This window comes from Streptomyces sp. NPDC050743 (assembly GCF_044456925.1).
GTDB lineage: Bacteria > Actinomycetota > Actinomycetes > Streptomycetales > Streptomycetaceae > Streptomyces.
Genome location: NZ_JBITGJ010000122.1, coordinates 1 through 16,749, shown reverse-complemented (window position 1 = coordinate 16,749; position 16,749 = coordinate 1). Strand labels below are relative to the sequence as shown.

The 16,749-nt window shown below is 70.4% G+C and carries 14 protein-coding genes and 2 pseudogenes; 5 read left to right on the top strand and 11 right to left on the bottom strand.

The window, feature by feature from the left end; translation table 11 throughout:
• The first annotated feature begins 111 nt into the window (after positions 1 to 111).
• Positions 112 to 333 (top strand): hypothetical protein, encoded by a 222-nt coding sequence (locus tag ACIBJF_RS46150; RefSeq protein WP_399183546.1) that lies wholly within the window; start codon positions 112 to 114, stop codon positions 331 to 333.
• Positions 334 to 401: 68 nt separating this feature from the next.
• On the opposite strand, the gene ACIBJF_RS46145 is transcribed toward ACIBJF_RS46150, so the two are convergent.
• Complete coding sequence (locus tag ACIBJF_RS46145) at positions 402 to 1,448, bottom strand: hypothetical protein (RefSeq protein WP_399183544.1); 1,047 nt, start codon at positions 1,446 to 1,448, stop codon at positions 402 to 404.
• Positions 1,449 to 1,642: 194 nt separating this feature from the next.
• On the opposite strand from ACIBJF_RS46145, the gene ACIBJF_RS46140 reads away from it, so the two are divergent.
• A complete protein-coding gene (locus tag ACIBJF_RS46140; RefSeq protein ID WP_399183542.1) occupies positions 1,643 to 2,095 on the top strand; it encodes a MarR family winged helix-turn-helix transcriptional regulator in 453 nt (150 codons plus the stop codon).
• Positions 2,096 to 2,193: 98 nt separating this feature from the next.
• Here ACIBJF_RS46140 and ACIBJF_RS46135 read toward each other — a convergent pair.
• From ACIBJF_RS46135 to ACIBJF_RS46125, 3 genes and pseudogenes are all read right to left on the bottom strand, one after another.
• Positions 2,194 to 2,769: pseudogene (locus ACIBJF_RS46135) on the bottom strand (hypothetical protein); the annotation flags it as partial.
• A gap of 92 nt (positions 2,770 to 2,861) precedes the next feature.
• Positions 2,862 to 4,103, bottom strand: coding sequence for a ThuA domain-containing protein (locus ACIBJF_RS46130; RefSeq protein WP_399183540.1), 1,242 nt, complete (start codon positions 4,101 to 4,103; stop codon positions 2,862 to 2,864).
• Positions 4,104 to 4,210: 107 nt separating this feature from the next.
• Entirely contained in the window at positions 4,211 to 6,340 is a 2,130-nt protein-coding gene (locus tag ACIBJF_RS46125; RefSeq protein WP_399183538.1) for a glycogen debranching N-terminal domain-containing protein, read from the bottom strand.
• 121 nt (positions 6,341 to 6,461) lie between these two features.
• On the opposite strand from ACIBJF_RS46125, the gene ACIBJF_RS46120 reads away from it, so the two are divergent.
• The 3 genes from ACIBJF_RS46120 (at position 6,462) to ACIBJF_RS46110 (ending at position 8,241) form a co-directional block, all read left to right on the top strand.
• Positions 6,462 to 7,517, top strand: coding sequence for a LacI family DNA-binding transcriptional regulator (locus ACIBJF_RS46120; protein WP_399183537.1), 1,056 nt, complete (start codon positions 6,462 to 6,464; stop codon positions 7,515 to 7,517).
• A 103-nt stretch (positions 7,518 to 7,620) separates the two neighbouring features.
• Positions 7,621 to 7,953, top strand: coding sequence for a hypothetical protein (locus ACIBJF_RS46115; protein WP_399183535.1), 333 nt, complete (start codon positions 7,621 to 7,623; stop codon positions 7,951 to 7,953).
• A gap of 78 nt (positions 7,954 to 8,031) precedes the next feature.
• A complete protein-coding gene (locus ACIBJF_RS46110; protein ID WP_399183533.1) occupies positions 8,032 to 8,241 on the top strand; it encodes a hypothetical protein in 210 nt (69 codons plus the stop codon).
• Positions 8,242 to 8,295: 54 nt separating this feature from the next.
• Here the strand turns inward: ACIBJF_RS46110 and ACIBJF_RS46105 are convergent, their stop codons facing one another.
• The 7 genes and pseudogenes from ACIBJF_RS46105 to ACIBJF_RS46075 form a co-directional block, all read right to left on the bottom strand.
• On the bottom strand, positions 8,296 to 10,737 hold the full coding sequence (locus ACIBJF_RS46105; protein WP_399183550.1) for a SpoIIE family protein phosphatase: 2,442 nt from the start codon (positions 10,735 to 10,737) through the stop codon (positions 8,296 to 8,298).
• A 13-nt stretch (positions 10,738 to 10,750) separates the two neighbouring features.
• A complete protein-coding gene (locus ACIBJF_RS46100; protein ID WP_399183531.1) occupies positions 10,751 to 11,518 on the bottom strand; it encodes a TetR/AcrR family transcriptional regulator in 768 nt (255 codons plus the stop codon).
• 231 nt (positions 11,519 to 11,749) lie between these two features.
• Complete coding sequence (locus ACIBJF_RS46095) at positions 11,750 to 13,504, bottom strand: S8 family serine peptidase (RefSeq protein WP_399183529.1); 1,755 nt, start codon at positions 13,502 to 13,504, stop codon at positions 11,750 to 11,752.
• 110 nt (positions 13,505 to 13,614) lie between these two features.
• Positions 13,615 to 14,064, bottom strand: a complete 450-nt coding sequence (locus ACIBJF_RS46090; protein WP_399183528.1) for a hypothetical protein — start codon at positions 14,062 to 14,064, stop codon at positions 13,615 to 13,617.
• Between the two features lie 423 nt (positions 14,065 to 14,487).
• Positions 14,488 to 14,811 carry a PP2C family protein-serine/threonine phosphatase gene (locus ACIBJF_RS46085; RefSeq protein WP_399183548.1) on the bottom strand — a complete coding sequence of 108 codons (324 nt, stop codon included), beginning with the start codon at positions 14,809 to 14,811 and terminating at the stop codon, positions 14,488 to 14,490.
• Between the two features lie 68 nt (positions 14,812 to 14,879).
• Positions 14,880 to 15,608, bottom strand: a pseudogene (locus tag ACIBJF_RS46080) (PP2C family protein-serine/threonine phosphatase); the annotation flags it as partial.
• 149 nt (positions 15,609 to 15,757) lie between these two features.
• The gene (locus ACIBJF_RS46075) at positions 15,758 to 16,654 is read right to left on the bottom strand and encodes a GAF domain-containing protein (protein ID WP_399183526.1); all 897 of its coding nucleotides are present in this window, start codon (positions 16,652 to 16,654) and stop codon (positions 15,758 to 15,760) included.
• Positions 16,655 to 16,749: the final 95 nt, after the last annotated feature.

The window sequence follows — 16,749 nt, the reverse complement described above, 5'->3', positions numbered from 1 at the left end:
ACACCTGGCCCAGCTCGACCTGGCCGCATAAGCACCGCCCACGCGGCCGTTTCACGGATTTCCCAACGGAGTCCTTCAGGGAGGGGAGCCTTCAACGCGCGGGCAACAGGGTTGAGCCAGGAGCAGAAGAAGGAAATCGAGCGGTGGTACCTGGAGGAGCAGGTATTCGTCGCCGGCATGGTGACGGACCACATTGCCGAAACCATCAGCGTGGTGGAGGAGCTGCACCACATCCGCTTCGGGCGATGGCTGCGAGGCACTTTGGCCGCGATGATTTTGATCACCGCGGCGATGACGGTGTGCGTCGCCGTGATCCTCGGATCGTCGGCCTGAACCGCCCGTCCTGTCGGGAGCGCGGGGGACCCGGGGTCGGCGGCATGACGGGAGGAGGCTGCTGCGCGTCAGCTGATGACGGACGCGCGCCGTCGCACCAGGCGGGCACGCAGGGCGAGCAGCAGTGCTGCGACGACGGCCCACAGAGCCAGCGTGACCACAGGCCCTGTCGCGTGCGCGCCGTTGAAGTAGCTCAGGTCGGCGATGGCGCGGACTGCGGCGCCGGGCGGCAGGAGCGCCGAGATGGCACGGGCTGCGGCGGGCAGAAGGTCGGCGCCGATGGTGGCACCGCTCGTGGCGTTGCCGACGGTGAGGAGCAGGAGAGTGGCAACGGGAACCCCGAGGGGGCCGAGGTAGGTGCCGAGCAGTTTGGTGCTGAAGGAGGCTGCGGCTGCCAGCAGGGTCAGAGTGAGGATCAGCGGGACGACCGGGGCCGGGACCGCTCCGAGAACCGGGCCGGCGATGATCGCGGCGAGAGTGCCGATGGCCACGGAAGCGCCGCTCAACAACCAGAACCGATGACGCAGATGCATGAGGCCCGCCAGGGCGACGGCGTTCGAGCCGAGGACGAAACCGGCCAGAGTCACGCCGAAGGCCATGTAGAAGCCGGCCAGACCCCGGGCGTCGAAGCGGGCCAAGGGGAGGACGTCCTCGGTGGTGATGTGCTTGCCCGCACCGTGCGCGTAGGCGCCGATGAGGGATTTCACGGCAGATGTGGTGGACGCGCCGTTGGCTCCTGCGACCTCCAGGAGCAATCCGCCCCGGCCGTCCGAGCTGAGTGCGGCGACGACGTCGCGGTGCTCGAGGGCCCGGCGTGCCGCCTCGGCGCCGGTGGCGGGACGCACCTCGACGCTGTCGCCGAGGGCCTGGTGTATCTGTCCCGGCAGGCCCGGCGCGGTGACCGCGATGGGGATGTGATGCGGCTGAGGGTTGCGCTGCAGGCCGATGTAGCAGCTGATGAACGCGGCCACGACGATCAACGCGATGAGTGCCGGTTGCAGCCAGACTTTCACCGGTGGCCGACGCCGGACGTCGGGGCGGGGAACCAGAGCCGGCTCGGCCGCGGGGGAGGATGTCTGCTGACGCTCGGGCGTGATGCCGGTGGGCGTTTCCATGGGCGGGACCTTTTGACGGTGGGGCGTGGGATGCGCGGGGATCGGGCGCGGGAACGCACACACGTCGCCGCGCGTCCTTATGAGCATATGCTCGCATCCGTCTCGAAGCAAGGAACGCTCCGATGGGGGTCACCCCGCCCCTCGCCTTTGTGAGTACCTGCTCCTATCATGGTCGTGAACCCACGGAGGAGAGCATGACGACTACGCCGCCGAACCCCGCCGACCAGTGCAGCAACCTGGCACTGCGCAAGGCGGCCCGGTACCTCGGCGCGACCTACGACAAGGTCCTGGCCCCGGTCGGGCTCCGGGCGACGCAGTTCAGCATCCTGCAGCAGCTCAGGGCGCACGGTGAGATGACGATCACCAGCCTCGCCGACGTGATCGCCATGGACCGCACGACGATGGCCTCGAACCTGAAGCCGTTGGCGCGGGAAGGCCTCGTGACTGTCGAGTCGTCGCCGACCGACCGCCGGGCACGCATCGCTGCGATCACGCCGGAGGGCCTCTCCCGGATGAACGAGGCACTTCCCCTGTGGAAGGGCGTCCAGGCCCGGTTCGAGGAGGCCTTCGGCGCCGAGGCCGCTGCCCGCCTGCGTTCTTCGCTCGCAGCCGTGCTCGACACCGGCTTCACGCCCTGGGCCGAGTAGGAGACACCCCGTCCGGGCGATGAGCACCCCCCGGGCGGCCAGCACCCTCACCGGTCGAGCCGGCCGACGCGCCGACCGGAACTCCTGCCGGTGGGCGTTCACCCGCGAATGCGGGTCAGCACCTCGTCCCGCACCCGTTCCATCGTCGCCGCGTCCCGGGCCTCCACGTTCAGGCGCAGCAGAGGCTCCGTGTTCGAGGGGCGGCCGTTGAACCACCAGTCCGGCGCGGTCACCGTCAGGCCGTCGAGGTCGTCCACCGTGAGGTCCGGGCGGTCCCCGTACTCGGTCCCGAGGGCGGCGAGGCGGACGCCCCGGTCCGTGACAGTCGAGTTGATCTCGCCCGACGCGCTGTAGCGGTCGAACCGCGCGACGAGAGAGGACATCGGCTCGCTCCGGGCACTCAGGGCGGCCAGGACGTGCAGCGCCGCCAGCATGCCCGTGTCCGCGTTCCAGAAGTCGCGGAAGTAGTAGTGCGCCGAATGCTCCCCGCTGAAGATCCGCTCGCGCAGGTCGGTGATGTTGCGCGGATCCAGCGGATTGGCCTCATGGTTCGGAAACGTGCCGTCCAGCTCGAAGTGCATCGGGACCAGGTCGACCGGCAGCGGCGCGAAGACCTCCGGCACCGTGTGGCCGCTCATGCCGTTGCCCGCGTCCACGACGACCTTCAGCGGCCGTGCGACGGGCCCCGCCAGCTGCAGCGCAGAGGCCCGTCTCTGGGCAGGGAGCCCGGCCGGGCGAACCCGGCCGGGCTTGTGCCGGAGTCGGCTCAGGAGGGCAGGGTCCAGCTCTGGTTGGCCGCTTGGGTGCACGACCAGATCTGCAGCCGGGTGCCGTTGGCCGAACTGGGTCCGGTGGCGTCCAGGCATTTGCCCGACTGCGGGTTGACCAGGGAGCCGGCCGCCCCCGGTTGCCAGACCTGCGAGCCGGTGCCGTTGCAGTCGTACAGCTGCACCTTGGTGCCGTTGACGGTGCCGGCTCCGGTCACGTCCATGCACTTGCCGAGTGCGGTGAGTCTGCCGTCGTCGACCGTCCAGTTCTGCGCGCTGGTGCCGTTGCAGTCGTAGAGCTGGACCGCCGTGCCGTTGGCCGTGTTCGCGCCGGCGACGTCCACGCACTTGCCGCCGTACCCGTGTATCGGGCCTGTGGCGGCGGGGGGCGGGGTGACCGGACCGGACTGCCCCGCCGCCCACTTGATCTCCTGCAGGAGGAGCTGGTTCTGCTGGGCGCTCGCGAACGTGGACGACAGTGTGGTGTTGGTGGAGTAGTCCATCGCGTTGTGGCCGAAGTTGTTGTAGACCATCTTGTAGTGGCGGTTGGACCACACGATGGGGTAATAGCCGCTGTACCAGGTCTGGTTGGGGTCGGTGCCGATCGGAAAGGTGGACGGATCCATCGACGCCAGGATGTCGATGTCGGGGTTCTGCCGCAGGTCGTTCTGCCAGCTGTACCACTCGCTGACCGATGACGTGATGGCGGCCGGCAGGCCGGCCGTGGCCGGGTGGCCGGAGTCCTCGATCTTCAGCGTCTCCGAGGTCGGTCCCCAGGAGTTGCTCTTGAACGTGCCGGTGCCCAGGAAGGTGTTGTGGTACCAGGGCCAGTCGCTCGTGTCGTCGTTGTACGCCGAGACGTGGAAGCCGATGAAGCCGCCGCCGTTGGACACGTACGTCTGGAAGGCGGACTGCTGCGACGCCGTGTGCGGGTAGTCGTCGAGGAACATCACCACCTGGTAGTTGGCCAGGTTCGCGGTGTTGAGCCGGCTCCAGTCCGTGGTCGAGGTGTAGGTGAACCCGTTCTGCGCACCGGCTTGCGGGAACCAGGTGTTGGCCTCGTGGTCGAAGCTGATGTGCGCCGCGTCGTAGGTGCCGTCGTAGAAGGCGAGCACCTTGAAGGGGGTGGCGGCCTGAGCGGTGTGCGCAGGGGCCGCCTGGAGTGCGAAGACCAGCGCGAGCAGGGAGAGCAGTCTCAACAGGGGGCGGTGCCGGGCGACTTCCGTACCAGATCTGACCATGCGAAGGCCTTCCTTGGCTGTGGGGGGCGTGCCGTGTACGGCGGGTTCAGAAGTCTAAACCGTGTTCATGTCAATGATGAATAGTCCGGACCAACCCATTGCCGGTATCAAGGCACGACCACGGTCAGTCCCTGCGGCGCGCTCACGGTCACCGTTCCGTCGGCCGTGACCGTGACGTCCATCCGGCCTCCGCCGACCTGAAGGCCGGTCACGGTGAGCGGTGCGTACGCCGAGGCGAAGCCGGGCGCCACGGTGACCGTGCCGGCGGGGACGTCCGCGTCGAGGCCGAGGGCGGCCTGGAGCACCAGGACCGAGGCGGCGGCCGCCCATGCCTGGGGGCGGCAGGACGCCGGATAGGGCGCGGGACCCGGGCCGGCCGCGGTGCCATGGCCGGCGAAGAGTTCGGGGAGGCGGGCGTCGAAGGCGGCCGAGGCGGTCAGCAGGCCGCTCGCCAGGGAGGCGGCGGCATCCGGGAAGCCGGCCCTGACCAGGCCGTGTACGGCGATGGCGGTGTCGTGCGGCCAGATCGAACCGGTGTGATAGCCATAGGGGTTGAAGCCCACGGAGTCACTGCTCAGCGTACGCAGACCGTGGCCGGCGTCGAGGTCGCGGCCGACGAGGCGGGCGGCCACCAGCGCGCTTTCCTCCTGGTTGAGCAGTCCCGTGCCCAGCAGGTGGCCGAGGCCCGAGGTGACCGCGTCCGCCGGGCGGCCGTCGCGATCCAGGGCGACCGCCGGATAGGGGCCGTGGGCGTCCTCCACCCAGAAACGCCTGCGGAACCGCTCGGCGAGCCGCTCGGCCCACTCCTCCCATTCGTCGGCCCCCGCCCGTCCGAACGCCCGCAGCAGTGAAGCCCCGCCGCGTGCCGCCTCGTAGGCATACGCCTGGACCTCGCACAGCGCGATCGGCGCCGAGGCGAGGCGGCCGTCGCGGAAGCGGATGGAGTCGTTCGAGTCCTTCCAGCCCTGGTTGGACAGGCCCTGGCCGGTGTGGTCGACGTACTTCAGGAAGCCGTCGCCGCTCGCTCCGGCCTGATCGCGCATCCAGGTCAGCGCCGACTCGGCGTGCGGCAGCAGCAGTTCGACCTCCCTGGGGGGCAGGCCCCAGCGCCAGGCGTCGTGGAGAAGGGTGATCCACAGCGGGGTCGCGTCGACCGTGCCGTAGTACACGGGCGGGAGGTGGAGCCTGCCGTCCTGACGGAGCGAGTCCCTGCGTACCTCGTGCAGGATCTTGCCCGGCTGTTCCTCGGTCGCGGGATCGGTCACGGTGCCCTGACGCCGGGCGAGCGTACGAAGAGTCCCGGCGGCGAGGCCGGTGCCCAGAGGCAGCAGCATCCGGGCGGCCCACAGCGAGTCGCGGCCGAACAGGGTCAGGTACCAGGGCGCGCCGGCGGCCAGGAACTGGTCCAGACGGTCCGGGGCGGGGGAGCGGGGGTCCGCCAGGCGCAGGCGGTCCAGATCGGCGAGTGACCGTTCCAGCCAGCGGTCGAGACCGCGGTCGGCACTGCGAACCAGGGGGACGGTCCAGGGGAGTTGGTCTCCTGGCGGAGCCGGCAACTGGTCGCCGTCGGCGTAGGCCGCGGTGCAGGTCAACGTCACACTCCAGGAGGCACCTGGCCGGAGGGCGATGTCGTACGACAGTTGTCCCGTCGTCGGCTGAACGGAGTCCGGCGCGGACTCGCCGACCAGGCTGACGGTGAAGTCGCCGCCGGTCCAGGTCAGGCCGATGCCGCAGGCGTCCACGGACTGGGGTGGTACGTCCGGCAGAACCTGCCCGGACTTCACCTGCTCCATGGTGGCGAAGTCCGTCCCGGCGCGCACCGTCATCCGGAGACGGACGTGCTCGGTACCCGAGTTGGTGACCTCGAAGACCTCCTCCAGCCGGCCGGCCGTCAGGCGGCGGTACCGGTGCAGGGCGACGGCCGGGTCCGGCGTGGTCTCGCCGAGGCCGCGCAGGATCGCCCGGAAGTCCGCGCGATTCGCTGCCCGCAGTCCGCCCTGGACCGGGGCCAGGGGGATGGCCTCAGCCGCGACGGTCAGCCGGGACAGCGCTCTGCGGTCGCCGTGGTAGAAGCCGTCCGCACCCGCGCTGAGCTGCCCGTCCGCACGTGAGATCGCGAGGCTCGGCGCGCTCAGCGTGACGACCGCGTCGTGCAGGAAGGGCTGCAGGCCCGCGACGGCGGACGCGTGCGTCGGGACCGGGCCGTCGATGTCCTGGGGCTTGACATGGCTGTCCAATGAAGTAGAACCTCTCAGCGTTGGATCGTTCCAATGACACTAAGTCAGTCTTCAGAGCCGTGACAACGCTCTTGGAACGCTAAAACCAAGCCCTAATCTCCCCTGTACATCGGAGACCCGCATGCCCCGCTCCAGCAAGATCTCCTCGGCCAAGGGCGGCCCGGTGACTCTCGCGATGGTCGCCCGACGGGCGGGGGTCTCGCCGCAGACCGTGTCGAACGCGATCAATTCCCCCGAGATGCTCCGGCCCGAGACGCTGGAGCGCGTCCGGCGCGCGATCGACGAGATGGGCTACCGCCCCAGCCGTGCCGCACAGACGCTGCGCACCCGGTCCAGCAAGCTGATCGGCTACGGCATCCAGCCCGCGCCGGCCGGTCAACCCGTCCTGGACCGCTTTCTGCACGCCCTCTCGCAGGCCGCGGACGAGGCCGGTTACCGGATCCTGCTCTTCGCCTGCCCGCCCGGCGGCCCGAGCCTGGACGGATACGAGGAACTGCTCGCCCAGCACGAGGTCGACGGCTTCGTGCTCAGCGGTACCGACCGTGGCGACCCCCGGCAGGCATGGCTCGCCAAGCGAGGCGTGCCCTTCGTCGGCTTCGGCCGGATGTGGTCGGGCCGGCAGATCGGCGACTGGGTCGACGTCGACGGCGCCTCGGGCACGGACGCCGCGGTCGAACATCTCGTCGCCCAGGGGCATCGCAAGATCGCCTTCCTCGGCTGGGAACGCGGCACCTCGGGCGCCGGCGACGACCGCGCCGAGGGCTGGCAGCGGGCCATGCGCCGGCACGGGCTGCCGACCCGTGGGCGGCGCGGACAGAGCGTTGACGACAGCGACGCGGCCCGCGCCGCCGTGAAGCCGCTCCTGGACGCGGGCGCGACGGCCGTGATCGCGGCCAGCGACATGCTGGCGCTCGGCTGCTACCAGATGCTGCGGGAACGCGGCGCCCTCCCCGGAAGGGACGTCGCCGTAGTCGGCTTCGACGATTCGCCGACCGCCGCGATCCTCTCGCCCACCCTGACCTCCGTCGCCCAGCCGCTGGAAGAGGTCGGCCGGGAGTGCGTACGGCTGCTGCTGGCGCGGATCGCCGCTCCGGACGCGCCGCCCGAGCGCCTGCTGCTGGAGCCGACGCTCGTCGTACGCGACAGCACCGCGACGGCATCCACCGCAGGCGAGTAGCCATCCGCGCCGAGGCGGCCGCGCGTCCGACCCGCCGTCGCACAGCGGAGACGTTTCCCTCTTCATCCTCACGTCCCGGGGCCGACGACCGCACGAGGCCCGGGTGGAGCCGCCCGCACCACCCCGATCCCTCGGAGGCACCCATGGTCGACCGTACGACCGCGGCGGCCACCCGTACGGCGACCGGATCAAGGACACCGCCGACTTCTCCGCCCGGCTGTGCGCCTCCTTCACCTACGACGGGAAGCTGGTGTGCCTGCCCAAGGACACCTCCACCCTCGAGGGCAACTGGCTCACCGGCGGTATGAAGGCCGGCTACCCCAACGTGAAGTACACGGTGGTCCCGCTGTCCGCCGGACCGGCAGGCAAGGGAACCCTGGCCTTCAGCCAGCGCTGGGGTGTGCGCAGGACAGCGCGCACCGGGCGGTGGCCGTGAACCTGGTCGAGTACCTGACCTCCGCCACACAGCAGTTGAAGAACGCGGACGCCTTCGGCGTCAGGCCCTTCCGCACCAGTGCCCGCGCAGTACACGCGGAAGAACCCGTCCGCCAAGGCGTGGGCCGACGCCACCGCCTACGCGCAGGGCCCGGTGACCGTCGCGGGATTCGACAAGGTCCTCGCCCAGTTCAACACCGACCTCGCCGCACTGGGCAGCGGCGACCCGCGGAAGATCCTCGCCGACCTGCAGCGCAACGGCGAACAGGTCCTCACGAAGGGCGACTGAGCCGCCACGTCCTCAGCACCCACCTCACCACACCCCCAACCGAGCCTGTCGAATTCAGAGCGCGGGTGTCAGTTCCTGTTCGGCCCAGACGATCTTGCCGCCGGCCGTGTAGCGGGTGCCTCGTCGGTGGGACAGCTGTGCGACGAGGAACAGTCCCCGACCGCCCTCGTCGGTGGTCCGGGCATGGCGCAGGCGTGGGACGGTGTCGTTGGCGTCGGAAACCTCACAGACCAGGACGTGGTGGCGGATCAGGCGCAGGGTGATCGGGCCTGCGCCGTACCGTATGGCGTTGGTGACCAGTTCGCTGACGATCAGTTCGGTGGTGGGCGCCAGGTGCTCCAGCCCCCACTCGGTCAACTGGCCGGCGGCCAACGCGCGGGCGTTGCCGACGAGGGCCGGATCGGGTGGCAACTCCCACGAGGCGACCTGGGTCGGGCTGAGAGCGCGGGTACGTGCCAGGAGCAGTGTCGCGTCGTCGGACGGTGCCCGGGTCGGCAGGGTGTCGACCACGGCCGAGCAGAGCTCTTCCAGGGGGCGGTCCGGCTGCGCCAGAGCCGCGCCCAGGCGCCTCATCCCCGCGTCGATGTCCGCGTCCCTCGTCTCGATCAGTCCGTCGGTGTAGAAGGCGAGGACGCACCCCTCGGGGAGGTCCAGCTCCACGGCCTCGAAGGAGGCCGCCAGGCCGATGCCGAGCGGCAGGCCGGGGGGCAGGTCGGGGAAGGCGACCCGGCCGTCGGGCGAGATGATCGCGGGCGGGGGATGCCCGGCCCGTGCCATCGCGCAGCGCCGGGTGACAGGGTCGTAGACGGCGTACAGGCATGTGGCACCCACCACCGCCACGGTCTCGTCCGTGGCTTCGAGGTCTTCCTCGGCGAGGCGGGAGATCGTGTCGTCGAGCTGGACCAGCAGCTCGTCGGGAGGCAGGTCCATGGTCGCGAGCGTGTGCACCGCCGTGCGGAGCCTGCCCATGGTCGCCGCGGCGTTGATGCCGTGCCCGACCACGTCGCCCACGACCAGTGCCACTCGGGCGCCGGACAGTGGGATGACGTCGAACCAGTCGCCTCCCACGCCGTCCTCCGTGTCCGCGGGGAGGTAGCGGGAAGTCACCTCGACGGCGGCCCCGCCGCTGAGACGTCGTGGCAGCAGGTTGCGCTGCAACGCGAAGGCCGCGGCGCGCTCGCGCACGTACCGGCGGGCGTTGTCCAGTGACAGCGCGGCACGGGAGACGAGCTCCTCGGCGAAGAGCAGATCGTCCGCTTCGAACGGCGCGGGATCGGCGGTGCGGATGAAGACCGCCACGCCCAGCACCGCCCCGCGCGCGTGAATCGGGACGATCATCAAGGAGTGCATCCCGTACCGGCGGATCTTCTCCGCACGCCCCGGGTCCTGATCGAGCCACGTGCCGGGGGAAGTGTCCAGCACCGGTTCCAGGTGGGGTCTGCCGGAGGTCAGGACCTCGGTGAAGGGGGAGGAGGACGCGGGGACGAGGACCGGCGCCCCGGACGGCCAGAGAGACTCCGGGGCCCCTGCGTGGATCGACGCCACCCCCGCCCGGCGGAAGACCGGTATACGGCTGCCCATCGCGCCGAGCCGGGCCGGCGACTCCTCGCCCAGCGGTACCGACTCCGCCAGGTCGACGGTGACGTAGTCCGCGAAGCGCGGCACGGCGAAGTCGGCGAGTTCCTGCCCGGTCCGCATCACGTCCAGCGTGCTGCCGATCCGCGTGCCGGCCTCGCTGAGAATGGCCAGCCGCTCACGCGCCCGCTGGCGGTCCGTCACATCGACGACCATGGCGCACACGCCCAGCGCTCGGCCTTCCCCGTCGTCGAGGCGGAAGAAGGAGACCGAGAACGCGTGCTCGCGCCTCGGTGCCGCCGACAGGCTCAGCCGGTACTCGTGGTCGACCCTCGGAGTGCCGCTTTCCAGGACCCGCCGCATGACCGCCTCGGCCGCTTCGGCGTCGCATCCCGGCAGCACCTCCGTAAGACGTCGGCCCAGCCGCTGTTCGCGAGGGATGCCGTCCTGGCGCGCCAGGGCGTCGTTCACCCAGGTGCAGCGCAGTTCCGGATCGCGGACGGCGATACCGATCGGCGCACTGGACAGGAGGGAGTCCAGCCCCAGTCCGTTCACCGGCGACGAGGAGAGGTCGGACATGGACGTCGCGGAGACGACCCACCGGGTCCTCCCGCCCTGGCCGGCCAGCGGGGCGACCCGCAGGTTCACGTCCAGTCGGCCGCCGTCGTGGTGGCGAAGACCGACCAGGCCGGACCAGCCGCCCTCGCGGCGGCACTGCTGCGCGCATTCCGACGCCTTCACGCTGTCCTCGGGTGCCGCCAGCACGTCCACGGCGGTGCGGCCGACCACTTCCGCGGCGGAGAAGCCGGTAAGTCGCTGGGCGGCATGAGTCCAGCCGACCACCGTACCCGTCCCGTCGACCACCGCGAGGGCAGCGCCGATCATCTGCCCGGCCGACTGCCCCACTTCCCGCACGGCCATCGGAGCCACCTGGTCATCTGTGGGCATCGCGGTCGTCCCTTCTGCCGGGTGTTTCTCGGGCGGCAGGGCCCGGCTCGCCGGTATCGGCGAGGCGATCGAGCCACTCGGCCAGCAGCGCGCGCTCGGATCGCGTCAGGGCCGTGGTACCGCTGTCGCGCAAGGCCTCGCGCAGCGCCGCGGCTCGGCTCACGACGTCCGTCGGCGCTTCGGGCTCGATGTCACCCATGGTCGTGATCGTGCGCAGTACGTGTTCACGGGCGACTGCCGGCAGTTCAGGATCCCGCTCGGGCGGTGGGGTCGAGATCAGTGACAGCACGATTCCGACCCCGTTGGCGTGCATGAGCTGAGTCGCGCGCTCCACACTCATGCGAAGTCGGCCGGCAGCGGCCACCCGGGCGATGTTCCGGCGCAGAATCGCAAGGGTCTCCGGTCCTGCCGGAATGTCCCGGCGGTAACGCCCTTCGCCGTACATCAGTACGTAGCACCCCGGCCGGGAAAGGCCGAATCCCACGTGCAGGTCCCAGGACCGGCGCAGATCGTCGATGGGGTCGTCGGTTTCCCCGAGAGCCTGCTTCTCGGCGAGGTACTGCTGGAACCCGTAGGCCGCGACCGCGTCGAGCAGTCCGTCCTTGTCGCCGAACAGGCGGTACAGCGTCGGCGGCTGCACCCCGGCCGCGGCGCTCACCGCCCGCGTCGAAACAGCCGCACGACCCTCGCGGGTCAACAGATCCGCCGCGGCGTGAAGGATCCGCTCCCGCGTCCGCACAGTCTGCGTCCGCATAATAGGGATATTACAGCTGTTATCGTTCTTTCTATCTCATCGATATGATTCGTCACAGTCGGCGACACGTCAGTGACGCGGCGACGTCCCTGGGGTCGGTCCCGCCAGGGACACATCCGCATCGCCCGGACGGCCGCAGCTGTCTGCCGGAAGGCACCTCACCGCGGCAAGCCGAACGGCACCCGTCCTTCGAGGCGGGTGCCGTTGTGTGAGCGTGCCGCGCGGGCCGGCTCAACCGACCATGGACGGGGCAAAGGGCGACATCGCAGGAGCAAGTTGCATGCCGGGGGCCAGGCCGAGGGCGACCAGGGCGTCGGGCAGGCCGTGTCCGACCCGGGCCGCCTCCATGCTGCCCGGGGCAGCGAGTTGGCGGCAACTGGCGGCGATGATCTCGAACAGATGATGGACGCGACCTGGTCCGCGGGGCAGCAACTGGCCGTGGAAGTCATCGTGGTGAGCGAGCACGAGGGCGGCAAGGCCGGCGATGTGGGCCGATGCGGTGCCGGTTCCGTCGAGGGCCGTGTAGCCGCCCTGCGGCGAGCAGGAGAGGACCGCCACACCGGGGGCGGCAGCGTCCACTCCCGGGCCGTAGCAGCTGAACGGCGCCGCGAACAGCCCTTCCGGTGTCAACTGTGCCCCCGAATGGCAGGCTTGGGACGTCTCCTGCGGATAGGTGCCGAAGGCTCCCAGCGCGCCCACGGCGAACACGGTCGGCAGCGAGCCAGGGAAGGCGACCGGCCCGGCCGTGTCGCCCGCCGGGGCGACGCAGGCGATCCCGGCCGCGTGCGCGTCGGCGAGTTTGCGGGAGACCAGCGCCGACGGGTACGGGACGGCCACCGCGATGTGGGCGATGTCGATCTCGCGTTCCATGCAGTGGTCGAGGGCCGCGATGAGGTCGCTGAAGTGCCCGTCCGGCATGACCTTGCAGACCTCGATCTCGGCGTCGACCGCGATACCGATGACGCCTTTGCCGGTGTCCGCCCCGGCGATGATCCCCGCCGCATGTGTGCCGGCGCCTGTCACGTCACGTGCCCAGCCTTCTTCCGTGCCCCGTACCAGATCGACCCCGGCACGCACGGGCTGCTTCAGGTCGGGGTGATCCGCACTGACACCCGAGCCGATGAGGGCGACCTTGACGCCGAAGGCGCGGAACGTGGGGGGCAGTCGGTCCAGCCGCATGGCCTGCTGACCCCAGCCGTAACTCTGACGTTGCTCCAACTCCGGGTACACCTGCGTCAGTGGAGTGAGAGTGATGACGTTCTCCCCGCCCGCGGACAGCTCGGGGCGATGGATCCAGCGGTCCGTGTATCCGCCGGCGGGCCGGACGTACAGGGATTGAATGGACTGAGCGGTCTCCGTGGCCGGCGTGATGGTGACCGTCCCGTCCGCCCCGGTGACGCCCTGGCTCGGCCAGGTCGCGCCGATCAGGAACACCCCGGCACCGGCCAGCGGTTCGCCGTCCGGGCCGCACACGCGCAGCGAGATGTCCTCGGGCTGCTCCATTTGCATGACCAGCCCCGGGTCGCGCAGCGGCAAGATGCCCGCCGTCGGCACGGTGGCCGGTCCGGTCCCGGCCAGCGGCAGGTCCGGCTCGATGTGCACGTGCAGCGACCGCATCGCGGGGATCAGGGTCTCGGCCGCCTCCACGACCGCGATCTCCGGGCAGGCGGGGTGAAGGCCGTAGGGCTGGGCCTTCGCAGAGGGCCGGAGTCTGCGGATCACCTTGACCTCGGGCATCTGCTCCAGCCGGTCACACACCGCGTCCATGCCGAGTTCGGGCACCCCTGGCGGGAGCAGATACTGCGGAAGCGGTGCCACCAGGTACCGTTCCCGGCGCGGCCGAACCGTCCGCGGTGAGCGGGCACCTTCCTTGCGTGGCCCCGCCGCCTTGCCCTCGGGCACCGACCCGTTCGGCTGCGCGCCTTCGGATCCGCTCTCCCGGTTGTTCCCGGGCCTTTCCTTGACCATCGCCTCCACCTTCACCACGCCTACGTCCTGTGTGCTCCTGTGGGCAACGGGCGGCCCGCGCTTTCCACGGTGATGCGGTGTGCCCGGGAACGACTCCGGGGCACACCGCATCGCGCTGCCGCCTCAGATCAGCCCATACCGAAGGGCTGACCCATCTGGCCGTAGCCGAAGCTGGGCTGCTGGAACTGCGGGAACTGCTGGCCGAACGACTGCTGGCCGAACCCGCCACCCCACGGCTGCTGGCCCTGCTGGCCCTGCTGGAGCAGCGTTACGATCGCGGTCGGCAGCGCCTGCTGCACTGACTGCTCCACCGCGCTCCGGACGCCCTGCTGCAGCGTGTGCTGCAGCGCGACAGCCAGGTAGGGGTGCGCCTGGTGGGCCAGGCCCTGCTGCTGAAGCTGCTGCTGGACCTGCTGGATGTGCTGCAGCGTCTGCTGCATCCGCTGCGCGATCTGCTGGCTCGCCTGCTGACAAGCCTGCTGGATCACCTGCTGGACCACCTGGGCGATCTGCTGCTGCGGGCCGCCCATCTGCTGGCCGAACTGCTGCAGGGGCGGAGTACCGGTCATCACCGACATGAATGCTCCGTTCGAAGGCATGACGGGGGAAGCCGACATACGAGTTGATATCGGCGTTATCGGAAGAACCCGACTCCTCGGACGTTAAGTTGGCGTTACCAAGACCGCAATCGCTCACGGCCGGCCGGGAATCGATCGCGAGGCGACCGCTGGGGGAAGAACCTTCCGGACGAGGACGACGGGCCGAGTCGGCCCCGCACGGGAGGCGGCCGGCCAGCGCCCTCCGCCCTTGCGGGAGTGCCCGTACCGGGCCATGGTGTAGCCGGGCGACCGGGGCGAGCGGGACCCGCTGTCCCGAGGGGAGCTTTCGGTACGCGGTGGGCCGGACGCGACGGGTGTCCGAGCATGTGCCGCGCCGCTGGGGCGGCCCCTGCCGGCGGTGAGCACCAAGGCGGCCGGATGGATGCCGCGCCCTCGTGACCATCAGATGGCGATGATCACCAGTGCGGCCTGGTCGTCGAGGGTGGCATTGCCTGCGAACGCGGTGACGGCGGTGGTGATGGACTCGACGACGGCAGTGGCTGTGGGTGTCGTGCTCCGGACGGCGGCGAGCGCGTCGACCAAGCGGTCCTCGCCGAAGAACTCGCCGTCGGCGGAACGGGCCTCGGTGATGCCGGCGGTAACCAGGACGAGGCTGTCGCCGGGGGACAGGTCGATGCAGCACGGGCAGAAGCCGGGGTCAGGATCGATGCCCAACAGCAGCCCTGGTTCGGTGAGTTCGACGACCGTGCCGTCGGCGCGGCGCACGAGCGGCGTACGTGGCCTGCCCGGATGAGGTTGAGTGTGAGGTGGGACGGGCTGTGCCGCAGTTCGCCGTAGACGAGTGAGACGAACTGGTCGTCATCGGTGATGTGCCCGGTCAACGCGTCGTTGATGGCGGTGACGACGGCCGCCGGTTCGTCGAGCAGGCGGACGGCGGCGCGTGCGGTGTGGCGGACCATGCCGGTGGTGGTGGCTGCCAGAGCGCCGCGTCCGGAGACGTCGCCGATCATGAGGGCCCAGCGGTCGGCGGGCAGTGGGAAGACGTCGTAGAAGTCCCCGCCGACCTCGAGGCCCTCTCCTGCCGGATGGTACGAAGCCGCCAGGGCGGCGCCGGGAATCCTCGGTATCTCGGGAGGCAGCAGGCCTGCCTGAAGATCGTGGGAAAGCCGGACGCGGTCAGTGAACTGATGGGCGTTGTCGGCACTCGAAGCGGCCCGGCGGGCGAGTTCCTCGGCCAGGGCGACCTTGCGTTCGTCCAGCGGCAGGTCGGTGGCCAGGAGGGTCAGCGCTCCGAAGGTGCGGCCCCGGGCGGTCAGCGGCACGCACACGTAGTCCCTGACGCCGAGCTGGGCGCGCAGGCCGCTCACGCGGGCGGACTCGGTGGCGCCGGAGGCAAGCACGCGGGCGACCGCGGCGTCCACCTCGTGGCACAGTGCGGGGGAGCAGAGGAGATTCTCCCCCTCCCGGGTCGACGCCGCGACGACGATGCGCTGGGTCTGGCCGCGCTCGGACACGTGGACGGCACACAGTGGCGCCAGGGTCGGGACGGTCAGCCGGGCCATGCGCTGGAGGCTGTCCGCATAGTGCGTCTCGCCCGTGGTGGCGGTGCTGGCCTCCAACAGGAAGGCCAGATCCTCCCGGGCGGCCTTCTCGCGTTCCTGGGCGGCGTGGCGTGCCTCCACCGCGGCATGGCGTTCGATGGCCAGCGCGGCTATGCGGGTGAAGGAGGCGCTGAGCGCCATGTCCTTGTCCTGCGGAGCCTTGGGGATGCGGTGGTACATCGCGAACGTGCCCAGCAGTCGGCCGTCCGCGTCCTGGATGGGTGTGGACAGCACGCCGCGACCCCCGCCCTCAGCGCCAGGTCACGGTAGTCCTTCCACAGGGGATCGGTGGCGATGTCCGTGACGATCACCGGTTCGCGCCGGAAGGCGGTCGTGCCGCACGAGCCGACGCCCTCGCCGATGGGCGCCCCGTCGACCGCCTCGTTGTAGAAGTCGGGCAGGCGCGGGCCGGTGCCGTGCCGCAGGCGCTGTCCGTCGGGATCGACGAGCAGGACCGAGACGAGCATGTCCGGGGAGAGCTCCTCGATCGCCGTGGCCATGCCTCGGAGGATCTCGTCCAGTGGGGCGTCACGTGCGATCTGCTCCAGCAGCACGCGCTGCTCGGCGGCCAGGAGATGCGCGTGGTGGTACGCGGTGGCTTCGACCGCGATCACCACGACGTCGATCCGGCCGGCGGTGTCCCGGCGGGGCTCGTAGGTGAAGTCGAAGAATCCTTCCCACTGCGTGCCCGGCCTGCCCAGCAGCAGCCGCCCGTCCCGGGCCCGGTACGCGACGCCGGTGCGGTAGACCGCATCGAGCCGGTCGATCACTCCCTGCGGAGCCAGTTCCGGCATCGCCTCTCCGACCGGCTCGCCGAGGCGCCCACCGTCGCACCCGAGCGTCTCGAAGAATGCCTGGTTCGCCGCTTCCAGCAGGTGTCTCGGGCCACTGAGCGCAGCGAAGATCACCGGGGCCTGTCCGAACAGGTCCGCGTACTCCTCGCCTCGCCGGGCGACGGAGACGGAGCGGGCCGTCGCCGCACGGTGGGGGTCGAAATTGACGGACATGACAGGCTCACCAACTTCCTTAATCATCCCTGGTGTTGCGCATGTATGGTTGCGTGCATGGAGTTGCTGCGTATATCGACGGCCGCGAAGCGTCT